The sequence below is a fragment of the Acinetobacter sp. 1566109 genome (assembly GCF_000582255.1).
In the GTDB taxonomy this organism is placed as follows: domain Bacteria; phylum Pseudomonadota; class Gammaproteobacteria; order Pseudomonadales; family Moraxellaceae; genus Acinetobacter; species Acinetobacter nosocomialis.
The window spans coordinates 48,159-62,758 of record NZ_JEYB01000003.1 but is presented as its reverse complement, the minus strand read 5'-3'; the positions used below and the strand labels follow the sequence as shown (position 1 = coordinate 62,758).

Below are 14,600 nucleotides of genomic sequence, written 5' to 3'. Positions count from 1 at the left end.
TCATTGCTTTTTGATGGTTTTGAGTGTGTGATTTTTGGGAAAAATTGAAAATACGTTATTTTGCGTATATGTGCGTATTAGAAAAAATCGCCATGATAAATGACTTTTGGCATAAGGATTGCTGGGTTTAATGCAGCCATATGCCAAACATGAGTGTTATGCCAGATTCTTCACGCCCCCAACAAGCGCCACAACGTGTGATCAAAACACGCCGTGAATATAATATTTGGGTAGCAGATGAAAGTATCGAAGATTATGCGCTCCGCTATGCACCTACCTCAGTAAGAAAATGGTCACCTTGGACTGTTACCAATACCGCAATCTCGACCGTTAGCTTTTTAGCGATGGAAGCCATTGGGGCGACCATGCTTTGGCAATATGGCTTTAGCAATGCGTTATGGGCAGCAATTGTCGTATGTACCATCATATTCTTAACCAGTTGGCCGATTAGTTACTACGCTGCAAAATATAATGTAGACGTCGATTTGCTTACTCGTGGTGCAGGTTTTGGCTACATTGGCTCGACCATTACATCTCTCATTTATGCCAGCTTTACCTTTATTTTACTTGCGTTTGAAGCCGCCATTATGGCGATGGCACTTGAGCTTGCTTTAGGTATCCCACAAGTTATTGGTTACTTAATTTCTGCCTTAGTGATTTTGCCTTTAGTGGTTAAAGGCATTGGTTTTATTAATAAAGTTCAGGCAGTCACTCAGCCAATCTGGCTCTTATTGCTGTTATTACCGTGGCTTTTTGTACTTTGGAAGCAGCCACAAATTTTAAGTAGCAGCTTGCATTTTGTTGGGGCGGTTTCAAACTCAACCGATTTTAACCTGTATTACTTTGGTGCGGCGTGCACTCTTATTTTTTCATTTGTGATCCAAATTGGTGAGCAGGCCGACTATTTACGTTTCTTACCGCAGAAAGAAAAGAACAGAACCGCATGGCGTTTTGCCGTTTTTTTAGGTGGCCCATCTTGGATTATTTTTGGATTTCTAAAAGTATTGATGGGCATGCTGCTGATGGTTTTAGCTTTTCAGCTATTTATTCCTGTATCTGAACTAGACAATCCGACTTATCTGTATTGGGTTGCCTATCAACAATTTATTCCAAATCCTCAGCTAGCGTTAATATTGACTCTAGCACTGGTTTGCTTGGCGCAAATTAAAATTAATATGACCAATGCCTACGCTGGTTCATTGGCATGGTCTAACTTTTTTGCCCGTTTAACTCATAGTCATCCGGGACGAATTGTCTGGCTTCTTTTTAACGTGTTTATTGCCATTGTTTTGATGGAAATGGGCATTAGCCATGCGGTTGAACGCATTTTGGGACTATATAGCAATATCGCTTTGGCATGGATTGGTGCCGTTGTCGCCGATTTAATTATCTGTAAGCCTTTAGGTCTAAGCCCGAAAGGAATTGAATTTCGCCGTGCTTATTTATATGACATCAACCCCGTAGGTGTAGGCGCGTTACTCATCGCTTCAGTGTTATCGATGTTGAGTTACGTGGGCTTTTTCGGACACATGGCGAAAGGCTTGGCGAGTTTTATTGCTTTGGGGAGTGCGGTGCTATGCGTTCCTGTTATTGCTTACCTAACCAAAGGCAAATATTACATTGCACGTCAGCCTGAAAAAATTCAGGCAACTTCGGTTGCTAACTGCGTGGTATGTGAAAGGGACTATGAGCTTGCCGATATGGCGGGGGGCCCAGCCTATAACGGTACGATTTGCTCTCTATGCTGTTCACTTGAAGCACGCTGTCACGATTTATGTAAACCCGATGCACGTTGGTCGGTACAACTCAAAAAAGCCATTTGGCACTATTTACCAGAACGTTGGGCTAGCCGTTTAAATAGCAGGGTCAGTTTGTATTTACTACTGACTCTGGGGTTATCTATTGTTCTGGCAGTAAGTTTAAGTCTGGTTTATATCCAAGAAAAAACTTATTTAGAAACCATTAATGCGGCAGCCGTTCCACAGTTATTTACGCTATTTGTCAAAATTTACACGATTTTATTTTTATTGATGAGCGTTGCTGCATGGTGGCTCGTGTTAAACGATGAAAGCCGCCGTAATGCCGAAATCGAAACGCATCAACAAACAGCATTATTGATTGATGAAATTGCTGCCCATGAAGTCACTTCAAAAGACTTACAAGATGCCAGAATAGCAGCAGAACGGGCCAATGATGCCAAAAGCCGTTATGTCATTGGTATTAGCCACGAACTAAGGACACCCCTAAATAGTATTTTAGGCTATAGCCAATTACTTCAAAAACAAGAGCAGCTTTCAGAACAAGGCAAAATGGCGCTCGGGGTGATTAGCCGTAGTGGGCAGCATTTAACTTCACTGATTGACGGTTTACTAGATTTAGCACGCATTGAAACAGGCAAAATTTCTTTAAATGTGGTGGATGTTCATTTCCCTAATTTTATAGAACAGATTATTCAAATGTTTCAGCCACAGTTTGAACAGAAGAATTTGCAGTTTGTTTATGAAATTGGAGAGAACCTACCGCACTATGTCCGTACCGATAAAAAACGCTTAGAACAAGTGCTCATCAATTTGCTGGGCAATGCTTTAAAATTTACGACGAGCGGCACAATTACTTTGAAAGTTGAGTACCGTTTCCAAACAGCTTATTTTGAAATTAGAGATACGGGCTGCGGCATTGCCGAGGCAGATTTAGAACGAATTTTTAACCCGTTTGAACGGGGCAGCAATGTCGTGCAAGGCGGATTTACCGGAACAGGACTCGGACTACCAATTGTAAAATTATTAGTTGATTTACTCGGCGGGCAGTTATCGGTGGCTAGTCAGCTCAATCAGGGTTCTCAGTTTAAGATTAAGTTTTATTTACCTTCAAAAGAAGTGGTTCATCCAATTTCTAATGTTTACTCCAACCAGATTACAGGCTATCAAGGCGAGCGAAAACGAATTTTAGTTGTCGATAATGAAGCGGTGGACCGAGGTTTGGTTGCTAATTTTCTAAAACCATTAGGGTTTATAATTGAAGAAGCCGAGTCAGGCATTGACTGTTTAAGACGAGTACCTATTTTCCAACCTAATCTGATTTTGATGGATTTAAATATGCCTTTGATGGGCGGGTGGGAAACAGCACGATTATTACGTCAGAATAATATTACCAATGTGCCGATCTTAATTATTTCCGCCAATGCAGGCGAGCGCGAAGTCAATCCACAAGATGCGGTCTTAAGTGAAGACTTTATGCTAAAACCAATCGATCTTAATTTGTTGCTGAGTAAAATTGGAGACAAGTTAGGCTTGGTGTGGATTGATTCTAAATCAGATGCAAACCTTGAAAATGATGAAGTTCAAGCACTTGATGTAAAGGTGTTTAAGCAGGAGCAAGCCACTGTTCATACATTAATTACACAACCGGAAAATAATGATCTGCTTGATTTACCGCAAAGCTTGCAACAATTAAATGATTTAATTGGGCAGGGCTATATTCGAGGAATTCAACAGACTTTAATGCAATGCCGTCAAAATTTTCCAGATCATAACGAATTATGGGAACAGCTTGAACAGGCTATTCAAAAGTTTGATTTAAAACACGCGCAACGATTGATTCAGGATAAGCAATGAGTACGCAACATGTTTCTTTTCAGCAAGCTTCGCCAAACGAGCAGGCTGTTATTCTGATTGTGGATGATGTGCCGGAAAATTTAGGCTTGCTACATGAAAGTCTGGATCAGGCAGGTTATCGCGTGCTTGTCACAACTGATGGGTTAAGTGCAATTGAAATAGCTCATCGATGCTTACCAGATATGATTTTGCTCGATGGCAATATGCCACATATGGACGGTTTTGAAAGTTGCATACAGCTTAAAGCAAGTCCAATTACGCAGTTTATTCCAGTTATTTTTATGACAGGTTTGTCGGAAACAGAACATATTGTGCGTGGTTTTCAGGTCGGTGGGGTGGACTATGTAACCAAGCCTCTAAATATTGAAGAAGTATTAGCAAGGGTAAAAACACATTTGGCACATGCCAAACTATTGCAACAACAAAAACAGGTGATTGATGCAACGGAAACAGCCATTCTCGCGCTAGATGTTCACGGTAAAATTGTTTGGAAAACTCAAAAAGCCAGCGATTTACTGAATCAATATTTACCTGAATTAGAGGGTTTTGAGGCAGGCTTAAAAGCTTGGTTTTCAGACTTAGAGCAAGAAAAAGATCCCAAAAAATTAACCAGCTGTTCTTATTCGACACCATCTCAGCAATTACAGCTTTTATTGCTCACGCCGTGGGAGACCGAGCCAAGTGTGGCTAAAAATTATCTTATCCAGATAAAAACTTCTACACCAGCTTTGGAAATGGCTGATATTTTGAAATATTGCCCACAGTTGACTCAACGTGAGGCAGAAGTCATGCACTGGTTGTTGCTGGGGAAAACCAATAAAGATATTGCAGAAATTTTGGAGCTGAGTCCACGGACGGTGAACAAACATTTAGAGCATGTTTTTGAAAAACTTTGTGTTGAAAACCGAACTGCTGCGGTGGCGCATATTAATAGCTTGGTACAAGAGTTTCATTAAGTAAATTGAAGATTGTATTTAAAAAGCATACAGACTCACTGCTAAAAATAGGCTATTTTTTTACAGTTAAATTTGTTCTTATAGATAAAGATTATACAAAGTCATTTCTAAATAAATATGAGTCATAATACGAGGAATTCATTGTGAATATTCAACAAAAAGATGATACAAAACACGGCAGCTTTAGCTTACTTGATGGTGAAACCGTTGCAGGTGAAATGACTTATACATGGGCAGGCGAAAGCATGCTAATTATTGATGCCACAGATGTAAACGAAAATTATCGTGGACAAGGTGTAGGTCGCCAATTACTTGATGCTTTGGTAGCTTTTGTTCGTGAAAAAGACGTAAAAGTAATTCCGCTTTGCCCATATGCTAAATCGGTTTTTGATAAAGACCCAAGTATTGGTGATGTACTTAGAAAATAAGCAATAAATTGAAAATCATTTAATAAAAATCGGGCATTGGTGTCCGATTTTTTATTGATTTTATTATTCATCTTTGTTTTAGTGAATATGTTTTAAGCGGTTGTCTTCAACTGATTTAACACTTTTCGATTGCCAGATCGAATTTATCAAACTTATAGAAAAGCTTATCTAATAAAAATAGTTTTAGACCAATTGGGAAAAAAATAAACTCGTTACACAAATATTTAATGGCTGACGAAAGCTAAATATTTATAACGTTTTAATATTATTTGTTGGAATTTTCCTTGAACTGGCAGTATATCCATAGTGTGTTGCCGCAATTTTTCTCTGCAACTTTGACCACGCTGAAAATTTCAATTATCAGCATTATTTTGGCGATTGTTGTAGGGCTGATTTGCAGCATTTTAATCACATATCGCGTGCGGGTACTAAATAGAATTGCCCAGTTCTATATTGAGTTATCTCGAAATACCCCTTTATTAATCCAACTGTTCTTTTTGTATTACGGTTTGCCAAAACTCGGTATCAAAATCGATGGTTTCACTTGCGGTGTAATCGGACTGACCTTTTTAGGCGGAAGCTATATGGCTGAAGCTTTCCGAGCAGGTTTACAGTCTGTGGCAAAAGGGCAAATTGACTCAGCAAAAAGTATTGGTCTGCAACCCATTCAGATTTTTAGATATGTCATTTTCCCTCAAGCACTGGCTATTTCAATTCCGGCAATAGGGGCAAATTGCCTATTTCTAATTAAAGAAAGTTCTGTGGTCAGTGCGATTGCTGTCGTTGAGCTACTTTTTGTGACCAAAGACTTAATTGGCATGGATTATAAAACCACCGAAGCTCTGTTTTTACTCATCATGGCTTATCTGATTATTTTATTGCCCGTGTCTATTTTAACCAGTTATCTGGAGCACAGAAGTCGGAAGGTGAGCCATGGAACTTGATTATCTATTTCAAGCGAGTCACCTCGAACGCTTAATGTGGGGACTCTGGGCAACTGCAAAAATTGCTTTTATTTCGGTGTTTTTCTCTGCAATTTTTGGCACAGTTTTCGGCGTCATTATGACTTCTAAAAACATAGTCGTTAAAGCGCTGTGCCGCCTGTATCTAGAAGCCATTCGAATCATTCCAATTTTAGTTTTGCTGTTCGTGTTTTATTTCGGCTTTGCGACATGGTTTAACTGGCAGTTTTCAGCAATGTGGGTGTGTGTTGTTGTGTTTGTTTTATGGGGTACGGCAGAAATGGGCGATTTGGTTCGTGCAGCCATTACTTCAATTGACCAGCATCAACGCGATTCGGCTTATGCGCTTGGACTTACCCATGTTCAAGCTTTGGTCTATGTCATTTTTCCGCAAAGTCTAAAACGAGTAACACCAGGCGCGATTAATTTATTTACGAGAATGGTGAAAACCAGCTCTTTGGCAGTCCTGATTGGTGTGGTTGAGGTCATTAAAGTTGGCCAGCAAATTATTGAAAATTCGCTGTTGACCGTGCCGAGCGCTTCTCTTTGGATTTATGGCTTTATTTTTATTTTGTATTTTCTGATTTGCTATCCCTTATCTCGTTTGGCAGCACATTTAGAAAAGGTCTGGGAGTAATTATGCCTTTGTTATCGATACAACAATTACAGAAATCATTTGCACAAAGTCATATTTTACAGGGCATTGATCTGGATGTAGAACAAGGAGAGGTGGTTGTTATTTTAGGTCCATCGGGCTGCGGTAAAAGTACCTTATTACGCTGTATTAATGGCCTAGAACCGATTCAGGGCGGTGAAATCCGTTTAACCGGTTCAGGTGTGCTCGGTAAAGATGTGGACTGGACTAATGCTCGTCAAAAAATTGGCATGGTTTTTCAGAACTATGAGCTATTTGGGCATATGAACGTTATTGACAACATTTTGCTCGGGCCACTTAAAGTACAAAAACGCCATCGCGACGAAGCAGAACAAGTAGCAGATGAGTTGTTAAAGCGAGTGGGACTGTTTGAGCGAAAACTTGATTATCCACGACAACTTTCTGGTGGACAAAAACAGCGTATTGCCATTGTCCGTTCACTGGTCATGCAACCTCAAGTGATTTTACTTGATGAAATTACTGCTGCGCTTGACCCAGAAATGGTCAGAGAAGTGCTTGATGTAGTCCTTAAATTGGCGAATGAAGGAATGACGATGCTAATTGTGACACATGAGATGTCCTTTGCCCGTAAGGTTGCTGACCGCATTATTTTTATGGATAAGGGCAAGATTATTGAACAGGCTTCACCAGAAGAATTTTTTGAACAGCCGAAAACAGAACGAGCGAAAGCTTTCTTAAATATTTTGTCATACTAAATTTTATTATTTGAATCATGAGGAAGTGAATGTTTAAACGTAATTCAATAAAAATATTAAGCAGTCTTGCTGTTGCTGGGGTGTTGTTAACTGCATGTAGTAAAACGCCATCAACTGAACAGGCAAACAATAGTCAAGAAGACCATTCTTTAGAACAAGTCAAAAAAAATGGGGTTCTACGCGTTGCTGTTTTTGCTGATGATCCGCCGTTTGGTTTTGTAGATAGTGCGGGTAATAATCAGGGCTTTGATGTGGCTCTAGCAAAACGCGTGACTAAAGACTTGCTCGGTGATGAAAAGAAAGTTGAGTTTATTGTGACTGAAGCTTCAAATCGGGTGGAGTTTTTAAAATCAAATCGTGCCGATGTGGTATTTGCGACATTTACGGTAACGCCAGAACGTAAGCAAGTTGTCGATTTTGCTGAGCCTTATTTAAAAGGTGCTTTTGGTATTGTCTCGCCTAAAGCCAAGCCGATTACCGACATTGCTCAATTAGAAGGTAAAACTTTAATTGTCAATAAAGGCACAAGTTCGGATACCTACTTTACCAAGCATTATCCGAAAGTAAATTTACTCAAGTTTGAAAGAAATTCGGATGCCTTCAAAGCTTTAACTGACGGTCGTGGTGACGCAATTTCACAAGATAGTACATATGCTTTGGCGTGGGCCGCGAAGAATCCAAGTTATGTTGCAGGTATTCAGTCTATTGGTGATCAAGAGTTTATTGCACCAGCAGTTAAAAAGGGCAATACCCAATTATTGAATTGGCTCAATACTGAAATTAAGCAGCTAAGAACAAGCGGTGAAATTAAGAAAATTTATGATGAAACCTTGAAGCCAATTTACGGTGACTCGGTCAATCCAAATGTGTTTTTAGATGTAGGCCAATAATTTTCGATATCGCTAGAGCAGTGCCTAAAAGTAGGCGCTGCTATTTTTAAATAAGACTTTTACAAAAACGATAGGGTGAAATAATGACAACATTAACATTTCAAAACGTGAAACATATTTTAGCTGCCTCTTTACTGAGTTTAGGTTTGGTTGCATGTGACAAAGGAACTCATTCTACTGAAAAAGCGGCCGATACCACACAAAAGGTGTCGAGTATTGAACAGATCAAAAAGAATGGCGTGGTAAGAATTGGCGTATTTAGTGATAAACCGCCGTTTGGATATTTAGATGCTCAAGGCAAAAATCAGGGCTTTGATGTAGAAATTGCTAAGCATGTCGCTAAAGATCTGCTGGGTGATGAGAACAAAGTTGAGTTTGTTTTAACTGAAGCAGCTAACCGTGTCGAATATTTAAAAGCCAATAAAGTAGATATTATTTTTGCAAACTTTACTGTTACACCAGAACGTAAGGAAGTGGTCGATTTTGCTAAACCTTATTTGAAAGTGGCACTAGGTGTGGTTTCTCCTAAAAGTCATCCGATTACTGATGTCGCTCAATTGAAAGATAAAACTTTGTTGGTGAACAAAGGTACAACGGCTGATTCATTCTTCACCAAGACTCACCCTGAAATTAAACTACAAAAATATGAGCAAAACACTGAAACTTTTGATGCTTTAAAAGATGGTCGTGGTGCTGCGCTTGCACATGATAACTTGCTGGTTTTAGCTTGGGCTAAAGAAAATCCAAACTACACCGTTGGCATTACCAATTTAGGTGAACAGGACTTAATTGCACCAGCAGTGAAAAAAGGTGATAAAGAGTTACTGGATTGGTTGAATCAAGATTTAGAGAAACTGGCGAAAGAAGGTGTAATTCATCAGGCTTATGAAAAAACGTTAAAACCAGTCTATGGCGATACGATTAATCCAAAAGATCTATTGGTTGAGTAATTCTAATAAAGAGGACTCTAGATAGGATTTGCTCGTGCTAGAATTCATCTACAGCCTGCCCATAATTTTTAAAAATAATGTTTTTTGCAATATTTTTTATAGATGTAAACAGTGGTCAGGTTCTGTAGATGAGAAAGTTTTTTGGTTACTTTTTTCAAAAAAAAGTAACAGAATTAGCTGCTTGCTTTAGAGGTTAAAAGGTAGGATTCCATCGTGCTAATTCCTTGACTCTATATTACTTTAACTTAAATAAAGTCGGCTCTGCTGCTAATTTATCTGCCAAATATTGAATTAACACACTCAATTTAGGCGGGACATGCCTTGTCGGTGGATAAAGTAACCACAGCCCGCCACTATAATAGGTCTTAAAATACCAGTCGGGTAAAACCTGAACTAAGGTACCTTGTTGTAGCGCATGGCGTGCAACGAAGTATGGCAAGCTTGCAATGCCTAAATGCTGTAATGCCGCACTCAAACGCACACCCGTATGGTTTGCAGCATAACGCCCACGCACAGCCACACTGATCGATTTGTTTCCTTGCTGAAATTTCCATTTTGAGTCACTGGCTTGTTCGCCCAAGTAAATACATTCATGCTGCTTTAAATCATGAGGGTGGTTCGGTGTGCCATGCTTGGCCAAATACTCAGGTGTGGCACAAACCAAGTGATCAATATCAATCAGCTTTCGACCCATAAGGCCACCCGGTGGTTGCTCTGTAATTCGAAGTGCTAAATCTACTCCATCATCAATCAGGTCTACATAGCGATCTTCTAAAAGCATTTGTATATCAATTTTCGGGTAGCGTTCTAAAAACTCGGGTAAATGCGGATGAATCATAAAATGCCCCACAGCTTTCGGAACACTCATACGAATAATACCTTCGGGTTCGACATGAAATTGGCCTGAACTTTCCATGACCGCTTGTGCAGCATTCACCATATCTAAACAACGTTGATAGACTTGTTGTCCACTTTCACTTAAACGAAGTTTCCGTGTGGTCCGATAGAGTAAGCGGGTGCCTAAAGCACGTTCTAAACGAGCAATCGCACGACTTACAGCAGAAGGTGTTGTACCAAGCTGGCGGGCCGTTTCAGAAAAACTTTCCGACTCGACAACCTTAACGAAAGTCGCCATTTCATTTAACAGAACCAGACTTTGATTGGTGCTCATGAGGCAAAAGTTATTTGGATTTTAATTAGATTATCGCGTCTAAAAAATCGCAATACAATCTTTTAGGTGATTTTCAGGAAATTAAATTGTTATGTGGCAGTTGTATGGACATGAGTTTTTAACGCTAGCTCTTATTCACTTTATGGCGGTGATTTTACCGGGACCAGATTTTGTGATTACGGTAAGGCAAAGCGTACGTTATGGTTATTTGATTGGATGTCTAACTGCAATTGGTATTGGTGTCGGGATTTCAGTACATGTGTTTTATACACTTGTTGGTATTGGCTTCTTGATTCAGCAAAGTGAATGGCTCATGTCTCTGATCAGAACAGCGGGGGCGGCTTACTTAGCGTATTTAGGATGGCAGTGTTTACGTAGCCAGCCGAATACCAATATTGAGATTAATGGCCAAGCAGATAGTGATGCGCCGAGCTTATTTAAAGCTTTTACAATGGGTTTTCTTACCAATGCGTTAAACCCCAAAGCCACTATCTTTTTTCTGGCAATTTTTACGACGATTGTAAGTACGGCCACACCGATGAAAGTTCAGGTTTTTTATGGGGTATGGATGTGTATGGTCAATGCCATTTGGTTTATGGTGGTGAGCGTACTGTTTGCACAGCCTATTGTACGTAAACGGTTTTTGGAGTTTGGGGTTTATTTTGAACGGGTAATGGGAGTTTTATTAATTGGAATTGCATTGAGATTGATTTGGGGATTGTTTAATTAAGTTGGTTTTATTTATAAGTGGATGGGTTAGCGCGACGGAGTCTTACCGTTTATAGGTCATAATAAAGTAGCTAATTCTGTTACTTTTTTTGGAAAAAGTAACCAAAAAACTTTGTCATCTACAGAACCTGTTCACTGTTTTCATTTATCAGGAAATGTTGCAAAAACATTATTTTTATAAATTATGGGCAGGCTGTAGATGACTCTTAGCTCAAGCCGAAGGCTAATCCAGAAATCAAATTTAAAATCATAAGACTCTGCCGTGATAATTACTTTAAATTGTCTAGAGTATTAATAACTCTTAGCTCGAGCCGAAGGCTAATCTAGGAATCGAAATTAAAATAATAAGACTCCTCTGTGATAGCTACTTTGACTTGTTACTTCATATATAACTTTTGAGCTAAAGTAGCTTCAATCAATAATCCATAAAAAAGACCGCTCAAAAGCAGTCTTTTCTAGTCTAAAAATAGATTTAATTACTACGCCTATTACGCGTCAGTTGATGTAACACCGAAACCAATAAATCAATTTCTTCAGTTGTATTATAAAAAGCCAAAGATGGGCGGACGGTCTGTTCTACACCAAAACGACGTAAAATTGGCTGTGCACAGTGGTGACCAGAACGTACAGCAATACCATGTTGATTTAAAGCTTTACCGACTTGTTCGGTTGAATAGCCTTGTAAAGTAAAGGACATTACACTGGCTTTGTGATGTGCGGTTCCGATCAAGCGTAAACCAGACACACTGCTCAGTGCATTTTGACCATATTCAAGTAGATCATGTTCATAGCGAGCAATGTTATGAATGCCTAGACTTTCGACATATTCAAGCGCAGCGCCTAATCCGACAGCATCGGCAATGTTGCCAGTTCCAGCTTCAAACTTATTGGGTGCAGGTTGGTAAACTACCTGTTCGAAGGTCACATCCTGAATCATGTTACCGCCGCCTTCCCAGACAGGCATGCTTTCTAGCAGCTCTGGTTTGGCATAGACCGCGCCAATACCTGTTGGCCCAAACACTTTATGTCCAGAAAACACAAAAAAGTCTGCATCAAGAGCTTGAACATCGGTAGGAATATGCGAAACAGATTGAGCACCATCAACTAAAACGCGTACACCTTTGGCATGTGCAATTTTAATCACTTCAGCAACAGGTGTGACTGTGCCTAAAGCATTCGAAACCTGAGTAATCGATAGCAGTTTAGTGCGCTCATTAATCAGTTTTGGCAACTCTTCTAAAATAATCTGGCCCGTGTCATCCACAGGAATGACTCTTAATTTCGCTCCAGTTTTTTTAGTGAGTTGATACCAAGGCACAATATTGGCATGGTGTTCTAAGTGAGAAACGATAATTTCATCACCTTCACCAATATTTTGCTCACCCCATGTTTTTGCAATCAGGTTAATGCCTTCGGTTGTTCCTCGAACAAAGATAATTTCTTTAGAAGAGGGTGCACCAATAAATCGGGCAACTACATTTCTTGCATGTTCATAGGCATCTGTTGCACGAGCCGCTAACTCATGGGCAGCACGGTGAATATTTGAGTTTTCATGCTGATAAAAATAAGCAATCCGATCAATCACGCGCTGCGGTTTTTGTGTAGTAGCTGCATTATCAAACCAGACCAAAGGTCGACCGTTGACGCGTTCCTGTAAAATTGGAAAATCGCGACGTATGGCATGCACATCGAGTGGTTGAGCACTACTTGCTACAAAAGTGGGTTGCGATGGTTGATAGTGACTATAACTTTGTCCACTTTGAGGCAAGTCTAAAAAATAAAATGCAGAGCTTGCCGAACTTTGGGTAGGCGTTTTCGTTGCAAAACGATCTTCCGTCAGTAAGGACTTTAGCTGGTCACCATGTGGCAACTGAAAAGACTGCGCAACCGAATAATTATCTTCAACCCCTCTAACAGATGGTTCTGCTGCAGTGGGGGCAGAAAAATCATTTAAAAAATAATAAGGTGATTCACCTGCACCAGTGGGTAAGCTGGGTTCAATGCGCGGCACATTTGGTTCACTATGAGCAGCTTGTGGCAAATGTGGTTCAAATGGTGGGTGTGGCAAATTGGCTCCACCCACCACAGGCGCAGACGCTACAATTCGGCGTTCAGGGTAGTCTGGCAAATTGGGAATATGCTCAGGATATTCCGGATTGAGACTTTTCTGAAAAGCGATATTGGGCGCACGACCACTGAGTGCAGAAAATGGTTCACCCGGTTGCGGTGGGTGAGGTGGCGCTCCGACAGGTAAGTCCAAGTTAAGGCCCGATGGAGAAGTCGAATTGCTTGAGCTTGGTAATGCTGAAAAAAACTCATTAGCAAGTCGAGCAATGGTGGACTCATCGGGGAAGTTGGCTGGTGGGTTAACACCAGTCACTTCAGGCCCCGTTGAACTACCTGGCAGATCACTTGTAGTTAACTGGGTAGTCATGATATTTGTCCACCTCCACATCATCTAATACTGCTAACGCATCGTCTGTTAATACTGCAAGTGAGCAATATAACGAGATTAGATACGACGCAATCGCGTTACGGTTAATTCCCATAAAGCGTACTGAAAGCCCCGGTGACTGTTCACCCGCAAGACCCGGTTGGAACAAACCAACAATCCCTTGACGCTTTTCACCTACACGAAGCAGCAAGATTTTAGTTTTGCCATCTTCTACAGGAATTTTATTTGATGGTATAAGTGGAATACCGCGCCATGTAATGAATTGCGAACCAAATAAGCTAACCGTTGGAGGTGGCACACCACGGCGTGTACATTCACGGCCAAATGCTGCAATCGCATCCGGGTGTGCTAGGAAAAATCCTGGTTCTTTCCAGACTTTACGTAGCAAATCGTCAAGATCATCAGGAGTAGGTGGGCCATTTAAGGTCGAAATACGTTGGTCATCTGTCACACTAGCCAATAAACCGTATTCAGGGTTATTGATCAGCTCACTTTCTTGACGTTCTTTAATAGTTTCAATGGTTAAACGGAGCTGTTCTTTAATTTGGTCATGTGGGCTGCTGTAAAGGTCAGCAACGCGTGTATGCACATCTAAAACAGTAGATACACCATTTAAAAAGTATTCACGTGGTTCTGGATCATAATCGACGAAAGTTTGAGGTAAAGTTGCTTCATCACGTTGTGTGCAAGCTACTTGAATATCATCGGTATTATTGACACGGTTTAGGCGATAAATACCTGCTTCAACAGGAATCCATTGAAGTAAGTGAGTCAGCCAGCGGGGAGTAATTGTAGAAAGCTGGGGAGCTGTCTTGGTTGCATTGGCCAGTTGACGGGCCGCATGGTCCCCAAGTGCAAGTTGGGCTTTGTCTGTATTTTTCGCCATGAATCATTTTTCCTTATTACATTGGCTTTTTGAAAATAAAAATTCTAGGATGCATATAAACTAGAATTAGTTCTGGTTTTAAAATTAAAATCGCGTTATAAATTTTTTAAATACTGAGCTTATTAATGAGTTATCTATTTTCTAAATAAAAATATATTTAAACTAGAAATAAGCATTTTATTAATCTG

General features: G+C 40.2%; 13 protein-coding genes and 2 pseudogenes. 10 read left to right on the top strand and 5 right to left on the bottom strand.

Annotation, left to right across the window (positions count from 1 at the left end):
- The first annotated feature begins 149 nt into the window (after window positions 1-149).
- From J582_RS07150 to J582_RS07140, 3 genes are all read left to right on the top strand, one after another.
- On the top strand, window positions 150-3,614 hold the full coding sequence (locus J582_RS07150) for an ATP-binding protein (RefSeq protein WP_032047611.1): 3,465 nt from the start codon (window positions 150-152) through the stop codon (window positions 3,612-3,614).
- Window positions 3,611-4,570 carry a response regulator transcription factor gene (locus J582_RS07145; RefSeq protein WP_017392948.1) on the top strand — a complete coding sequence of 320 codons (960 nt, stop codon included), beginning with the start codon at window positions 3,611-3,613 and terminating at the stop codon, window positions 4,568-4,570. The genes J582_RS07150 and J582_RS07145 overlap by 4 nt, the downstream gene beginning before the upstream one ends.
- Window positions 4,571-4,713: 143 nt before the next feature.
- Window positions 4,714-4,998, top strand: coding sequence for a GNAT family N-acetyltransferase (locus J582_RS07140; protein WP_001025680.1), 285 nt, complete (start codon window positions 4,714-4,716; stop codon window positions 4,996-4,998).
- Window positions 4,999-5,113: 115 nt separating this feature from the next.
- Here the strand turns inward: J582_RS07140 and J582_RS25795 are convergent, their stop codons facing one another.
- Window positions 5,114-5,218 carry a hypothetical protein gene (locus J582_RS25795; protein ID WP_079378143.1) on the bottom strand — a complete coding sequence of 35 codons (105 nt, stop codon included), beginning with the start codon at window positions 5,216-5,218 and terminating at the stop codon, window positions 5,114-5,116.
- A 64-nt stretch (window positions 5,219-5,282) separates the two neighbouring features.
- Between J582_RS25795 and J582_RS07135 the strand changes: the two genes are divergently transcribed.
- From J582_RS07135 to J582_RS07115, 5 genes are all read left to right on the top strand, one after another.
- The gene (locus tag J582_RS07135; RefSeq protein ID WP_032047610.1) at window positions 5,283-5,942 is read left to right on the top strand and encodes an amino acid ABC transporter permease; all 660 of its coding nucleotides are present in this window, start codon (window positions 5,283-5,285) and stop codon (window positions 5,940-5,942) included.
- Window positions 5,932-6,597, top strand: a complete 666-nt coding sequence (locus J582_RS07130; RefSeq protein ID WP_000418067.1) for an amino acid ABC transporter permease — start codon at window positions 5,932-5,934, stop codon at window positions 6,595-6,597. Before J582_RS07135 ends, J582_RS07130 begins: the two co-directional genes overlap by 11 nt.
- Before the next feature lie 2 nt (window positions 6,598-6,599).
- Window positions 6,600-7,331 carry an amino acid ABC transporter ATP-binding protein gene (locus tag J582_RS07125; RefSeq protein ID WP_004747520.1) on the top strand — a complete coding sequence of 244 codons (732 nt, stop codon included), beginning with the start codon at window positions 6,600-6,602 and terminating at the stop codon, window positions 7,329-7,331.
- Between the two features lie 29 nt (window positions 7,332-7,360).
- Window positions 7,361-8,221: a transporter substrate-binding domain-containing protein gene (locus J582_RS07120; RefSeq protein ID WP_032047609.1), complete on the top strand. Its 861-nt coding sequence runs from the start codon at window positions 7,361-7,363 to the stop codon at window positions 8,219-8,221.
- Between the two features lie 83 nt (window positions 8,222-8,304).
- Window positions 8,305-9,171 (top strand): cysteine ABC transporter substrate-binding protein, encoded by an 867-nt coding sequence (locus J582_RS07115; RefSeq protein WP_032047608.1) that lies wholly within the window; start codon window positions 8,305-8,307, stop codon window positions 9,169-9,171.
- Window positions 9,172-9,208: 37 nt separating this feature from the next.
- Here J582_RS07115 and J582_RS25790 read toward each other — a convergent pair.
- Window positions 9,209-9,329: pseudogene (locus J582_RS25790) on the bottom strand (hypothetical protein).
- Between the two features lie 77 nt (window positions 9,330-9,406).
- Window positions 9,407-10,342 carry a LysR family transcriptional regulator gene (locus J582_RS07110; protein WP_031960362.1) on the bottom strand — a complete coding sequence of 312 codons (936 nt, stop codon included), beginning with the start codon at window positions 10,340-10,342 and terminating at the stop codon, window positions 9,407-9,409.
- A 91-nt stretch (window positions 10,343-10,433) separates the two neighbouring features.
- On the opposite strand from J582_RS07110, the gene J582_RS07105 reads away from it, so the two are divergent.
- Window positions 10,434-11,072, top strand: a complete 639-nt coding sequence (locus J582_RS07105) for a LysE family translocator (RefSeq protein ID WP_032047607.1) — start codon at window positions 10,434-10,436, stop codon at window positions 11,070-11,072.
- A gap of 88 nt (window positions 11,073-11,160) precedes the next feature.
- Window positions 11,161-11,281 (top strand): annotated as a pseudogene (locus tag J582_RS27225) (hypothetical protein).
- Between the two features lie 262 nt (window positions 11,282-11,543).
- Here the strand turns inward: J582_RS27225 and J582_RS07100 are convergent.
- Both J582_RS07100 and J582_RS07095 read right to left on the bottom strand, forming a co-directional pair.
- Entirely contained in the window at window positions 11,544-13,505 is a 1,962-nt protein-coding gene (locus J582_RS07100; protein ID WP_032047605.1) for a family 2A encapsulin nanocompartment cargo protein cysteine desulfurase, read from the bottom strand.
- Complete coding sequence (locus J582_RS07095; RefSeq protein WP_001107594.1) at window positions 13,480-14,412, bottom strand: family 2A encapsulin nanocompartment shell protein; 933 nt, start codon at window positions 14,410-14,412, stop codon at window positions 13,480-13,482. Before J582_RS07095 ends, J582_RS07100 begins: the two co-directional genes overlap by 26 nt.
- Window positions 14,413-14,600 lie beyond the last annotated feature (188 nt).

Bases quoted from the DNA above. Each gene is read 5' to 3' on its own strand.
- J582_RS07125 (WP_004747520.1), top strand. From the start codon at position 6,600: ATGCCTTTGTTATCGATACAACAATTACAGAAATCATTTGCACAAAGT.
- J582_RS07120 (WP_032047609.1), top strand. From the start codon at position 7,361: ATGTTTAAACGTAATTCAATAAAAATATTAAGCAGTCTTGCTGTTGCT.
- J582_RS07150 (WP_032047611.1), top strand. From the start codon at position 150: ATGAGTGTTATGCCAGATTCTTCACGCCCCCAACAAGCGCCACAACGT.
- J582_RS07110 (WP_031960362.1), bottom strand. From the start codon at position 10,342: ATGAGCACCAATCAAAGTCTGGTTCTGTTAAATGAAATGGCGACTTTC.
- J582_RS07100 (WP_032047605.1), bottom strand. From the start codon at position 13,505: ATGACTACCCAGTTAACTACAAGTGATCTGCCAGGTAGTTCAACGGGG.
- J582_RS07130 (WP_000418067.1), top strand. From the start codon at position 5,932: ATGGAACTTGATTATCTATTTCAAGCGAGTCACCTCGAACGCTTAATG.
- J582_RS07145 (WP_017392948.1), top strand. From the start codon at position 3,611: ATGAGTACGCAACATGTTTCTTTTCAGCAAGCTTCGCCAAACGAGCAG.
- J582_RS07105 (WP_032047607.1), top strand. From the start codon at position 10,434: ATGTGGCAGTTGTATGGACATGAGTTTTTAACGCTAGCTCTTATTCAC.
- J582_RS07095 (WP_001107594.1), bottom strand. From the start codon at position 14,412: ATGGCGAAAAATACAGACAAAGCCCAACTTGCACTTGGGGACCATGCG.
- J582_RS07115 (WP_032047608.1), top strand. From the start codon at position 8,305: ATGACAACATTAACATTTCAAAACGTGAAACATATTTTAGCTGCCTCT.